An 11,649-nucleotide genomic window follows, 5' to 3' on the forward strand; every position below is an offset into this window, starting at 1 on the left:
CTCCTATTGAGTGGAGGCGCCTTAATGCGAATGATTATCAGGTGCAAGTGTGGCTCAGGTATTTTCTTCCAGCTACGGCCGGGCGCTCCGACAGGGTCGAAGCATGCCCGGAAGCCGACGCGACTACCGGGAGACTAAAGCCCCGTTGCCGAAGTGCAGTTCTGCTTCGCCGGATAGTTCTCCACCGTCAGCACCGGGCGGTAGATAGAGCCACGTCCGCGGAACGCGGCGGTGCGGGTGATCTCGGTCGGGACGGCGAACCATTGCACCAGTGCCTGCGAGAAGAGCGGCACGTACTGGTAGCTCACCTGCGCGTGGAACAAGGCTTCGCCTACGGTCAGCTGGCGCGCGTTCTTGAGCGTGGTGCTGGTGCTGGTGCTCCAGCAGCCGAGCTGGATCGTCGCCCCGGTGAAGCCGCCGTCGAAGCGCTGCCACTTGATGCGGTTGACGTCCGCAGTGCCGTTGTTGTCGGTGTCCTCGCCGACGACCGCGCTGATGATCACGCGGCCGCGGCTGCGCACGTTGAGTGGCGAGGCCGAGACGTCGAGTGCGGACAGGATGTCGTAGATCTGCACTTCGGAGATCTGGTCGGACGACGAGCCGCGCTGCGAGACGAGGTCGGCAGTCATGGTGGCGAGCCGCTGCACCTTCATCTGCGTCACCATCAGGTTCGCCATCTCGAGGCCAGCCCCCATCAGCCCGATGAACAGCGGCAGCACCAGCGCGAACTCCACCGCGGAGACGCCGCGCCGGTCCGCGCGAAGGCGGTGCAGGAGAGTTGAGCGCGAGCAGCTCACGTGCCACTGCTCTTGACCGGCTCGTTGCGTACCACTGTGCTCGCCTTCAGCGTAAAGCCGTCGGCGCCGGCGATGAACGAGAAGTAGTCGAAGTAGAGCGCGGCGGGAAACTCTGCGGTGTACGCGACCACGTCGCCGGGCCCACCCAATTTCCCGGTGATCTGAGAAGCGAGATCGCGCACGCCGTTCTTGTTGCGATCGTCAAAGGGCTCGCCCGCGAAGAGCAGGAACGGTCCATCGTAGCGACCATTGCCGTTGGTGTCCGTAAAGCCTTCCGGGTACGAACTGCCGAACGTGCGGTAGACTTTGGTGGTGATCGACACTGACTGCCCGTTGGCTATGGGAAAGGCCGACATGCGCTTCGTCACATAGTCGCGCATGGTGGTGTCGCGGGTATCCTCGCTCTGGTCGAGACGGACGGCCGCCACCCGCGCCGCCTCGGCCACGGCGCCGTCGAGCGAGACCTGGACGGTCAGCATGTGGGAGATCTCGATCGTGCCCACTACCATCAGGACCACCACAGGCGCGATCAGCGCGAACTCGATCGCGGCGACACCGCGCCTGTCCCCTCGCCAGCGTTGAAGAGCAGCGCGGATCATTGGGTCAGATGCAGCTGCACGAGATCGACCGCGATGTTGCGGAAGGCGTCGATGATCTGCGTGGTCGTCGTGGTTTCCAGGTAGTTCGAGCCGGCACAGGCCGTAAACACATTCTCGGTCACGTCCTCGGGATCGAGGAGCGAGACGATGTAGACCTTGATCGGATTGCGCTCGGTCTTCGCTTTCTGGCAGACCTTGCCGAAGCGATACATGACCTGGTTGCGGAAGGTGGTGCGATTACCCGGAATGGTGCGGTCACCGCTGGCCGTGATGCGCTTTTCCGCCATGCGGCCATAGGCACCATACCAGGTCGCGTGATCGCCGGCCTCGGTCTGGCCGTCGGTCATGAAAACGATGGCGCGGATGGGCTCCTGATCGGGAATGGGGTTCGTCCGCTTGAACAGATCGTCCCGGGCGAGCAGCCGATAGCCCCACAGGAAGCCGATGTGGTGCAGAGTGCCCGATGCCGGCATCAATGCATAGTTATCATTGTCGATGAAGTTGTCGTAGACAGACTTGCCGCGGCCATACTTCACCCCGATTCCAGGGTTCGGGCACTGCCAGTTGGGCGAAGGCATCTTAAGGTTGTTGGTCGTGCCGGTTGGCAGCGGATAAGCATATTTGGCGTTGGCGTTCGCCCATGCAGTCGCGTCATTGATGTACGGTATTCGCGAGTACATCACAGTGTAGTCCGCGTTGCCCTGCGGGTTGAAGTAATTCCCGCTCTGCGTGTGGACGAGCACATCGTCGTCCTTGCTCGAACTCGGCTCGTTGAGGCCACGGTAAAAGTCGAAGAAGTGCTGCTTCCAAGCCTCGGTGTTCGCAAGTGTTTGGGCGATCTCGGGATCGGTCGTTAGCCGGTACATGTTGTTGCGGCGGCTGTCGCCGGTTTCGGATTGCAGATTGGATGGCTGGTAGTCGGCCGCGACGGTTGCGCCTGTGTCGTACGCCGCGTCGCTCTTGTTGGTCGAGCGGTTCTTTGTTTCCGCACTGGGCGGGAACAAGTACGGGCGCACGCCGTCGGCCGGAATGTCGCGCAGGATGTCCGCCGCCCCGGCTTCGAACGTGGTGGGGCTGGCGCTGAGGTCGCGTACGGTCGGATCGTCCTCTACGCAGCCCTTCCAGGCCAGGCCCTCTTCGCCGATGCCGCTCTTACCGTTGAGGTAGCTGTTCAGATTGGTGTAGCCATCGACCGTCTTGATCTTGACGCCGGCCTCCTGGAGGATGCCTCCGACGTTAGTCGTCACCGTGTAGGTGATCATGCCCAGCGCCAATTCGTCGCGCGTGGTGGAGCCTTGGTACAGCACGTTGACGAAGCCGTGCATGGCCTCCTTAAGTACGGCCATGCGGGTTTTGCCGCTGTCCAGCGTCGTCTTCATCGATCCCGTATCGTCGAGCACCACCATGATCTCGAGTGGGCGTGGCTGAAGCTCTGCGGTGGCGCTTACTACGACGGGTTGGGGGCCAACGCCGAACATGCTCATGAAGGTGAGCGGCAGATCGACCGAGGCATCCACCTTGGTCACGTTTACGCCCTTAACCACGCTGAACGTCGGCACCGGCGTCACCGTGCCGGCACCCAAGAAGTCGACGGCGAAGTTCTCGCGAAAGTAGGCCAGGACCTGCGCGTCGCGGCCCTCCGGTCCGGTGCCCTTAGCTTCGAATGAGCGGGCTCCGGCGAGCGCGGCAGCGTCGACGCCAGCCTGCATCTGCGAGCGCACCACATAGATCCGCCCGATGTCGACGGCCGACCCGACACCGCCCAGGACAAGGACGAAGGCCGCGCCCATGATCGGCAGTGTCGAGCCGCGCCGGTCGCGCAGCAACCTCGCCCGCAGGCTCATGCCGCCCTCGCGCTTGCGCCGGAATAGTCCGCCCATGAATGCCCCACACCCCCGCACGCCCGCCATTCCGAGCCGCGTTCCACTTCGGAGTAGGGCAAAACTGGTTAATATCCGGTAAGTACGACTGCGTAGGCTCGACGCTTGTCTAATCCGGACCTGCGCTTGTCCGTCCGGCCGCTTGCGCTAGGTTGATACCATGACTCTGACAGACATTGCGACCCGCACTTACGATCACGGCTTCCGCCTCGATCCGATCGTGCGCAGCTTGCTCGATACCGACTTCTACAAGCTGCTCATGCTGCAGTTGATCCATCGCTTGCACCCTGACGTGCAAGCGACGTTCGCGCTGATCAATCGGACGAAGTCGGTGCGCCTGGCCGATGTGATCGATGAGGGCGAACTGCGCGCGCAGCTCGATCATGCGCGGACGGTGCGCTTCACCAAAAAGGAGCTGATCTGGCTGGCGGGCAACAGCTTTTACGGCAAGCAACAGATGTTCAGCCCGAAGTTCCTCGCCTGGCTGGCCGAGATGCGCCTGCCCGAATACGATTTGCGCAAGGTTGACGGCCAGTACGAACTGCGCTTCGAGGGTCCGTGGACTCACACCACCCTGTGGGAGATCCCGGCGCTCACCATCATCAATGAGCTGAAATCACGTGCCGCCTTGCGCGACCGCGGCCGTTTCGCGCTCGACGTGCTTTACGCGCGCGCCAAGGCCAAGCTCTGGGGGAAGGTGGAGCGGCTGCAGGCGCTGCCCGACCTTGTTCTCTCGGACTTCGGCACGCGGCGCCGGCATGGGTTCCTATGGCAACGCTGGTGTGTCGAGGCGTTGAAGGAGGGGCTGGGTGAGCGTTTCATCGGCACGTCCAACGTGCTGCTGGCGATGGACGCGGATCTAGAGGCGATCGGCACCAACGCACACGAATTGCCGATGGTCGCAGCGGCGCTGGCCGACAGCGACGAGGCGCTTGCCGCCGCGCCCTACCAAGTGCTTGAGGAGTGGCGCCAGCACTACAACGGCAACCTGCTCATCGCGCTTCCGGATGCTTTCGGCACCACCGCCTTCCTGCGCGACGCGCCGGCCTGGCTGGCGGACTGGACCGGCTTCCGACCGGACAGTGCGCCGCCGATAGAAGGCGGCGAGCAGATCATCCGCTGGTGGCAGGAGCGCGGCGTGGATCCGCGCAGCAAGCTGCTGATCTTCTCGGACGGCATGGACATCGACACGATCGAGACCGTTTACCGCCACTTTCATGGTCGCGTGCGGATGAGCTTCGGCTGGGGCACCAATCTCACCAACGATTTTCGCGGTTGCGATCCGGGCGGCTCGGATGCGCTCGATCCGATCTCACTGGTCTGCAAGGTGATCAGCGCCAACGGCCGGCCGGCGGTCAAGCTGTCCGACAATCCCGCCAAGGCGACAGGAGCACCGGACGAGATCGCCCGCTACTTGCGTGTGTTCGGCTCAGCCGATCGCGTGGCGAGCGCAGTCACTGTATAGGGCTCAGGCGGCGCGGCGCGGCTGATCGGCTTGTAGGTCCAGACGATCGAGCAGCATGTCCACGATCACTGCGCCAGCCCCGGCACGCTCCAGATCGCGCACGAGATAGTCGAGCCGGTTCGCGGCTTCGAGCGTCGACAGCACCTCGTCGGCTAGGGTTTCGCTCGGCAAGCCAGGAAGCGAGGCGCTCAGCCGCCCGGCGACGATACGGCGTAGTGGCTCGCGGATTTGTACGCTATAGGCATGGCGCAGCTGGGGCGCGGTGAGTGATTGCAGCTTTGCGGTTCGCTTCAGTGCGATGTGGACCGGATCGCGTTGCAGCTGGACCACGTCGCAAGCCAGCGCATGGAGCAAGTCGCGCACCGGCCGCGGTGCCGTGTCGCTCAGCGGCAGTGCAGCGCGGCAATGAGCGAAGAGCGGCGCGCAAGCCACCATGCACAGGTCGCCCAGATTGGCGAAGTGGTTGTAGAGCGTGCGGCGGGTCACGCCCGAGCTGGCTGCGATCGCCTCCATCGTCAGCGGACCTTCTCCCTCCGCGCTGGCGAGGCGGCGCGCGGCTTCAAGTATCCGAGGCCGGCTGCGGCGGCTTGCCGGGTCTTGCATGCGTGCGATTGGTGTCATCGTTTCTGCCCCTGTCTGTCGTGCTTGCGGGGCGTGTGTCGCTGTTTCACGATGATGCGAAGAAGGGGTCGACGAAGTGTAGAGCGGTTGCTGCGAACGTCCAAGCAGCCCACGTTGGATCGACGAAGTGCCGACAAACGTCGGCGAGCGGGTGTCAGCTCTTCGGACGGTGCCGCATCAGCCCTTCCTGTGTCATGCTGGCGATCAGGCGGCCGGATTGGTCGAACACGGACCCCCGCGTGAAGCCACGGCCTTTGCCCGACCATGGGCTATCCATGGCATATAGCAGCCACTCGCCCAGCGGCGGATCGTCGTGGAACCAGATGGCATGATCCAGGCTGGCACCCTGGATCTCGGGCGAGAACCATTGCATGCCGTGCGGCAGGATAGCGGTGGAGACCAGCCCGAAGTCGCTGGCGTAGGCAAGCGCGGTGCGTGCCAACTCGATCCCGAGCGCCGGGTCGAGCCGAAGCCAGGAGTGCTGACCGGGCAAGCCGATCGGCCCACCCGTGGCACCGGTGCCGTTCGGATCGGGAAGTCCGGCCCGCATGTCGAACGCGGCCAGCAGGCTGGCGATCGGCGGCGGCACCTGCGCGCCGCTGCGGCTGAGGAGTTCCTGCAAGGGCCGCGCCTGATCGGGGCCGGGCACTTGCGGCATGGGCACGCTGTGCGACAACCCTTCCTCGCGGCGCTGGAACGACGTCGCCAGGTTGAGGATCGGCTTGCCGTCCTGCAGCGCCACAACGCGCCGATTGGCGAAGGTGCCGCCATCGAAGTCGCGGATCACGCGGTAGATCACCGGACGGGCGTTGTCCCCGGCGCGCAGGAAGTAGGCGTGCAGCGAGTGTGCGACGCGCTGGTCCCCGATGCCCGCTGTGGCCGCCGCAAGTGCCTGGGCGATCACCTGACCGCCGAACATTCTGCCCGGCACCGATGCATCCGCGAGCCCGCGGTAGAGATCGGTGTCGAGCTCTTCCACCACCAAGAGGTGCTTGAGCGCCTGCACTGCTTGCGCGAGATCAACCATGCGCCGGTCCGCCGGGATGCTCGCGCAGCCATGACTTGGCCTGCTTCTCGATCGATCCCAGCTCGTCGAGCGTCTGCTCAATCGCCTGCTTCTGGCGCTTGAGGTCCTTCATCCGCTCGCTGACTTTCACGATCAGCTGGCGCACCTGCACGTGGTGCTCGGGATCGACATCGTAGAGGTCCAGGAACTCGGCAATCTCGCGGATGCTGAAGCCCAGGCGCTTGCCGCGCAGGATCAGCTGCATGCGGCCGATCTCGCGGCGCGAGTAGATGCGGGTGGTGCCCACGCGCTGGGGCGCAATCAGGCCTTTGTCTTCATAGAAGCGCAACGTGCGCATCGTAACGCCCAGCAGCGTCGCCGCTTCCTGGATCCCGAGCAGTTCGTCAGCCTCGGCGGAGGGCGGCGGAGCGGCCGCTTCGGTTTCCATCACGAAGCGGTTCCGGCCGAAGCGCGGCGCGCTGCTTCCTCGGCCACCAGTTCCTTTTTTGAAAGCTTGCCAACCATGGTCTTGGGCAGGCTGGCGCGGAACTCAATCTGGCTTGGCATCTCGATTTTGCTGATCCTGGAGCTGAGGAATTCCTTCAGCTCATCTTCGCTCACAATATCGCCGGCATGCAAGGCCACGAAGGCCTTGGGCGACTGACCGCGGTAGGGGTCGGGAATGCCGATCACCACGGCTTCAGCGACTGACGGATGCTCGTAGAGGGCATCCTCAATGGTGCGCGGATAAACGTTGTATCCGCTGCACAGGATCAGATCCTTGATGCGATCGACCAGGAACAAGTAGCCGTCCGCGTCGAGGTAGCCGACGTCGCCCGTGCGCAGCGCGCCGTAGATGAAGCTGGCCTCGGTGTCCTTGGGACGGTTCCAGTAGCCCTTCATCACCTGCGGCCCGCGCGCGCAGACTTCGCCGCGCTCACCGTGGCGCATCACCTTGTGGATGTTGTCGGGATCGCGGATCTCGATCGCGGTGCCGGGGAAGGAGGGACCGCAGGAGTTCTCCTTGACCAGGCCTTCCAGTGGGTTGCAGGCGATGATCGGGCTGGCCTCGGAGAGGCCATAACCCTCGACCACGCGCACGCCGGTCTTCGCCTCGAACTTCTGGCGCACGTCGAGCGGGAGCGGCGCACCACCCGAGATGCAGACGCGCACCTGATCGAACTCGCCGTGCAGTTCGACGCCATTCAGCGCCGAATAGAGCGTGGGCACGCCGAAGAATTGAGTAGGCTTCACGCGCTTGGCGGTCTCAAGGAAGGACTTCATCTCGAACCGGGGTAGCAGGATCATCTCGGCCGCAGTGTCGACCGAATAGTTGAGCACCGTGGTCAGCGCAAAGACGTGGAACATCGGCAGCACGCCCAGCGTGCGCTCCTGCCGCTCTGGCAAGTGACCGACATGCGCGATCATCTGCGCCGAGTTGGCGGAAAGGTTTGCGTGGCTCAGCATCGCACCCTTAGGCACGCCGGTGGTGCCCCCGGTGTATTGCAGAACCGCCAGGTCGTGCGGATCGCGCTCGACCGGATCGGGATCGGCATCGCGGGCGATCAGGTCGTTGAAGCGGATGAAACGCAAGTCGTGCGGCTCGTGAGCGATGTCCTTGCGCTTGAATACGCGATAGGCATTGCGCTTGATCGCGGGCAGCACCTCGGCGATCGGACAGACGACCACGCGCGAGAGTGTGGTGCGGCCGATCAGCGGCTCAATCTTGGGCAGCGACATGGCCAGGTCAGATGCGATCATCACCGAGACGCCGCTGTCGGTGACCTGGTGCTCCAGCTCTCGCTCGGTATAGAGCGGGTTGAAGTTCACCACCACGCCGCCAACGCGCAGGATCGCGAAGTAGCAGATCACGTAATAGGGCGTGTTCGGCAGGCACAGGCCGACCCGGGTACCCGGTCTGACGCCCAGGTCCTGAAGACCGCGCGCCGCCTTGCGGGCAAGCGCGCCGATCTCCTTGTACGTCCACTTGCGACCCATGAAATCGACCGCCGGCCAGGCGCCGTGGCGCGCGACCGCGTTGTCGAGCAAGTCGGTTAGCAGCCGCGGCGCGAACGCCGGCATCTCGTCGAGCAGGGTTGCGGCCCCCTCGCGGAGGCCGGCGTCAGGCGCCGCGGCCGCCATCAGAACGCCACCCGTGCGCCGAGCGAGAACACCAGCGCCGAGGCGTCCTGGAGTTCGCCGTTCGTCAGGATCGGCGTCTGCGCCGCAGTGCCGGCGTAGGCCGCCGTGATGCGGTCGATCGGCGCGTCCTTGAAGGTGATGTAGCTTGCCGCTGCATCGACGGTGAAGCGCTCGCTCGCCTTGAAGCTGGTGCCGGCCGAGAAGTTCCACCGGTTGCTGTCAGGCACTCGCGCGTCGCGGTTACCGTCGTTGGTCGGCGTCTCGCCGTACTGGACGCCGGCGCGCACCGTCCACTGCGGGTTGACGTCGTAATCGAGGCCACCGGCATAGGTCCACGAGTTCTTGTAGTTCTCGGGCAGGGCGACGTTCAGCGGCGCGCCGAGTCGAATGTCGTCGAACTTGCCCCAGCCATAGCGCACAATCTGACCGTTCAGCGTAAGCTGCGGCGTCGCCTTGACGCGGATGCTGCCGATCGCCTGCCAGGGCGTCCGGAAAGTGGCGGTGGTGTCGATCACACGGTTCTGCGCGGCGAGGGGCCCCAGCAGGCCTTCCGTGGTCACGTCTCCGCTCAGCTTGTGCTTGATGCTCGACTTGTAGGCGAGGCCCAGGGTGACGACGTCGGTGCGGTACTGTGCGCCGGCCGACCAGCCGAGATCCCAGCCATCGCCCTTGAGCGTCTGGTGGCCATCGGCGAGCAGGGGCGAGAGGTTGGGCAGGTAGTTGCTGAGGGTGGCGTCGGCATACTCGACGTTCAGCGCGGCACCGATGCTCAGCTGCGGTGTCACCATGAAGGCGACGGAGGGCTGGATGTCGAACGTGCGCAGCTTGGTCTTGTCCGCGCTGTAGCGGGCCCAGCTGTCGGCATCGTAGTTCGTCGTGAAGTTGTACGGGGCGCTGATGGCAAGGCCGACCGCGATCTTGCCGTTGCCGTAGGCGACGGCGCCAGAGGGCAGAACGCCGTTGTTGATCGGGTTCTTGGCAACCGGATCACCACCGACCGAGCGCGGTGCTTGGGCCGGGCGGACGATCACGGTGCCGTTGTCGACCACCTTGCCACGCGGCAGGATCGCGCTGGCGTGCACGGCTGCTTCGCCGCCGTCCATGCCGCCGATCGAGGCCGGGTTCCACCACAGCGAGTCGACGCCGGTGTCGGCTGCCTCGCCAGAGAACGCACGACCTTGCCCCCGCACGGACTGCTCCTGCAGGTAGAACGCCTGCGCGCTGGCGCTCGCCGCCATGCCGAATGCCATGGCGCCGGCCGCGGTGCCGACCAGGATCCGACCCTTGTTCATTTTCATTGTTTTACTCCTGCTTCTTTATGTCTTTGTCTAACGCTGAGCCCTGTCAGCGGGTGCTGACGATGTCGGATGCGGTCAGCGGATGCGGGTCCAAGTCTGGGTCTTGCACAAGGGCCAGACGATGCAGCCCTTGAGCTTTAGGGTATCGGCGCCCGCCGGGGTGATCGTCGCCTTGTAGGTGCCGCCGTCTTCCGGGTTGTAGATGGTGCCGCCGTCCCACTGGCTGCCGCTGGCCTTGAACCCGCCGAGGATCTGCAAGCCCTTCAGCCGACGACTGCGCTGGGCGGTGTTCTTGTTGTTCACGTCCTGCAGTTCCGGATTGGTCCGGATGTGATCGGAGTCCACCAGACGTCCGCACAGCGAGGCACCGCATTTGGCGATTTCGACCACGCCATGCTTCGACGGAGTGCGCCACTTGCCCACCACCGAGTCGGTTCCGGCCGCCGAAGCGGAGCCGGCAGCACTCAAAGTTGCAACCAACGCGAGCGCTGCGAATTTGGTATTTGTCATGCCGAGTTCCTTCGCTCTCCAACTGACCGGTCGCGCCTCCCCTTCAAATGAGGAATCCGCCCGCAAGAACCGGTACGAGACTCGGTCTAGCGCAAAAATCTCTTGACGTATAGGGAAAGCAGCGCACCTTTAAGGCATGAGATTTGGACAGCGAGAATCGCCGCTGTCGAGAAGGCACGCCGAGGAGAGTTGCATGCAAAGCGTCGTTATCGCCGGGTACGCCCGGTCCCCTTTCCACCTCGCCAACAAGGGCGCGCTCGCCAGGGTGCGGCCGGATGACTTGATGGCGCAAGTCATCCGCGGGCTGATCCAGAAGACCGGCGTGGAAGCCGCTGATGTCGAGGACGTGATAGTCGGCTGCGCTTTCCCGGAGGGCGAGCAGGGCCTGAACATGGCGCGCCTTTCGGGCCTGCTGGCCGACTTGCCGCTGACAGTGGGCGGCATGACGGTGAACCGCTTCTGCGGCTCTTCGATGAGCTCGGTGCAGATCGCCATGGGCCAGATCGCGATCGGCGCGGGCGAGGTCTTCATCTGCGCCGGCGTCGAGTCGATGAGCCGCGTGCCGATGATGGGCTTCAACCCGCTCCCCAATCCCGAGCTCGCCAGGAAGAGCAGCGCCTACATGTCGATGGGCGAGACTGCCGAGAACGTCGCCACCAAGTACCAGATCGGCCGCGGTGAGCAGGAAGCCTTTGCGGTCGAGAGCCAGAAGCGGGCTGCTGCGGCGCGTGACGCTGGCAAGTTCGCCGACGAGATCGTGCCGATCCAGACCAAGGCAGGCGTCGTCAGCGAGGACGGGGCGATCCGTGCCGAGACCTCGGCCGAGGGCCTCTCCGGGCTCAAGCCCGCGTTCGACGCGCAAGGGTCTGTGACCGCGGGCACCTCCTCGCCGGTAACCGATGGCGCGGCGGCAGTGCTCGTCACCACCGAGGACTATGCCAAGGTGCATGGCTTGCCGATCCTGGCGCGTATTAAGTCGGTCAGCGTGTCGGGCTGCGCGCCCCAGACGATGGGCCTTGGTCCGATCCTGTCGAGCCAGAAGGCGCTGCAGCGCGCCGGCATCGGCGTGAACGACCTCAGCGTTGTCGAGTTGAACGAGGCGTTCGCCAGCCAGGCGCTCGCCTGCATCCGCGACCTCGGCCTCGATACGGCCAAGACCAACATCGACGGCGGCGCCATCGCGCTCGGTCACCCGCTCGGCGCCACTGGCGCGCGCATCGTCGGCAAGGCCGCCTCGCTGCTGAAGCGGGAGGGCGGCCAGTACGCGCTCGCCACCCAGTGCATCGGCGGCGGGCAGGGCATCGCCACTGTCCTGGAGGCGGTGGACTGAT

Annotated in this window: 11 protein-coding genes; 2 read left to right on the forward strand and 9 right to left on the reverse strand. The window is 64.7% G+C overall.

Features of this window, described 5'->3' with window-relative positions; genetic code table 11:
* Positions 1–134 precede the first annotated feature (134 nt).
* Genes GV044_RS11950 through GV044_RS11960 form a run of 3 tightly spaced genes read right to left on the reverse strand, consistent with a single transcriptional unit; the run spans position 135 to position 3,276 of the window.
* Complete coding sequence (locus GV044_RS11950; RefSeq protein ID WP_159869905.1) at positions 135–797, reverse strand: TadE/TadG family type IV pilus assembly protein; 663 nt, start codon at positions 795–797, stop codon at positions 135–137.
* On the reverse strand, positions 794–1,396 hold the full coding sequence (locus GV044_RS11955) for a TadE/TadG family type IV pilus assembly protein (RefSeq protein WP_159869908.1): 603 nt from the start codon (positions 1,394–1,396) through the stop codon (positions 794–796). The genes GV044_RS11950 and GV044_RS11955 overlap by 4 nt, the downstream gene beginning before the upstream one ends.
* Positions 1,393–3,276, reverse strand: coding sequence for a TadE/TadG family type IV pilus assembly protein (locus GV044_RS11960; protein ID WP_159869911.1), 1,884 nt, complete (start codon positions 3,274–3,276; stop codon positions 1,393–1,395). Before GV044_RS11960 ends, GV044_RS11955 begins: the two co-directional genes overlap by 4 nt.
* Before the next feature lie 160 nt (positions 3,277–3,436).
* Between GV044_RS11960 and pncB the strand changes: the two genes are divergently transcribed.
* On the forward strand, positions 3,437–4,741 hold the full coding sequence (gene pncB / locus GV044_RS11965; protein WP_159869914.1) for a nicotinate phosphoribosyltransferase: 1,305 nt from the start codon (positions 3,437–3,439) through the stop codon (positions 4,739–4,741).
* A 3-nt stretch (positions 4,742–4,744) separates the two neighbouring features.
* Here pncB and GV044_RS11970 read toward each other — a convergent pair whose 3' ends face one another.
* The 6 genes from GV044_RS11970 to GV044_RS11995 all read right to left on the reverse strand — a co-directional run bounded on the left by GV044_RS11970 (position 4,745) and on the right by GV044_RS11995 (position 10,318).
* Positions 4,745–5,362 (reverse strand): TetR/AcrR family transcriptional regulator, encoded by a 618-nt coding sequence (locus tag GV044_RS11970; RefSeq protein ID WP_159869917.1) that lies wholly within the window; start codon positions 5,360–5,362, stop codon positions 4,745–4,747.
* Positions 5,363–5,516: 154 nt separating this feature from the next.
* Positions 5,517–6,389 (reverse strand): acyl-CoA thioesterase II, encoded by an 873-nt coding sequence (locus tag GV044_RS11975; RefSeq protein ID WP_159869920.1) that lies wholly within the window; start codon positions 6,387–6,389, stop codon positions 5,517–5,519.
* Positions 6,382–6,816: a MerR family DNA-binding transcriptional regulator gene (locus tag GV044_RS11980; RefSeq protein ID WP_159869923.1), complete on the reverse strand. Its 435-nt coding sequence runs from the start codon at positions 6,814–6,816 to the stop codon at positions 6,382–6,384. Before GV044_RS11980 ends, GV044_RS11975 begins: the two co-directional genes overlap by 8 nt.
* Positions 6,816–8,450, reverse strand: coding sequence for a long-chain fatty acid--CoA ligase (locus tag GV044_RS11985; protein WP_159871428.1), 1,635 nt, complete (start codon positions 8,448–8,450; stop codon positions 6,816–6,818). Before GV044_RS11985 ends, GV044_RS11980 begins: the two co-directional genes overlap by 1 nt.
* A 59-nt stretch (positions 8,451–8,509) precedes the next feature.
* Positions 8,510–9,802 (reverse strand): OmpP1/FadL family transporter, encoded by a 1,293-nt coding sequence (locus GV044_RS11990; protein WP_371741615.1) that lies wholly within the window; start codon positions 9,800–9,802, stop codon positions 8,510–8,512.
* A gap of 81 nt (positions 9,803–9,883) precedes the next feature.
* Positions 9,884–10,318: a DUF2147 domain-containing protein gene (locus GV044_RS11995; RefSeq protein WP_159869929.1), complete on the reverse strand. Its 435-nt coding sequence runs from the start codon at positions 10,316–10,318 to the stop codon at positions 9,884–9,886.
* Positions 10,319–10,511: 193 nt separating this feature from the next.
* On the opposite strand from GV044_RS11995, the gene GV044_RS12000 reads away from it, so the two are divergent.
* Complete coding sequence (locus tag GV044_RS12000) at positions 10,512–11,648, forward strand: thiolase family protein (RefSeq protein WP_159869932.1); 1,137 nt, start codon at positions 10,512–10,514, stop codon at positions 11,646–11,648.
* The last annotated feature ends 1 nt before the right edge of the window (position 11,649 follow it).

It is taken from the genome of Novosphingobium sp. 9U (assembly GCF_902506425.1).
Lineage (GTDB): Bacteria > Pseudomonadota > Alphaproteobacteria > Sphingomonadales > Sphingomonadaceae > Novosphingobium.

Coding starts and splice junctions, on each gene's coding strand:
- GV044_RS11955 (WP_159869908.1), bottom strand. CDS start 1,396: ATGATCCGCGCTGCTCTTCAACGCTGGCGAGGGGACAGGCGCGGTGTC.
- GV044_RS11960 (WP_159869911.1), bottom strand. CDS start 3,276: ATGGGCGGACTATTCCGGCGCAAGCGCGAGGGCGGCATGAGCCTGCGG.
- pncB (WP_159869914.1), top strand. CDS start 3,437: ATGACTCTGACAGACATTGCGACCCGCACTTACGATCACGGCTTCCGC.
- GV044_RS11970 (WP_159869917.1), bottom strand. CDS start 5,362: ATGACACCAATCGCACGCATGCAAGACCCGGCAAGCCGCCGCAGCCGG.
- GV044_RS11975 (WP_159869920.1), bottom strand. CDS start 6,389: ATGGTTGATCTCGCGCAAGCAGTGCAGGCGCTCAAGCACCTCTTGGTG.
- GV044_RS11980 (WP_159869923.1), bottom strand. CDS start 6,816: ATGGAAACCGAAGCGGCCGCTCCGCCGCCCTCCGCCGAGGCTGACGAA.
- GV044_RS11985 (WP_159871428.1), bottom strand. CDS start 8,450: ATGCCGGCGTTCGCGCCGCGGCTGCTAACCGACTTGCTCGACAACGCG.
- GV044_RS11990 (WP_371741615.1), bottom strand. CDS start 9,802: ATGAACAAGGGTCGGATCCTGGTCGGCACCGCGGCCGGCGCCATGGCA.
- GV044_RS11995 (WP_159869929.1), bottom strand. CDS start 10,318: ATGACAAATACCAAATTCGCAGCGCTCGCGTTGGTTGCAACTTTGAGT.
- GV044_RS12000 (WP_159869932.1), top strand. CDS start 10,512: ATGCAAAGCGTCGTTATCGCCGGGTACGCCCGGTCCCCTTTCCACCTC.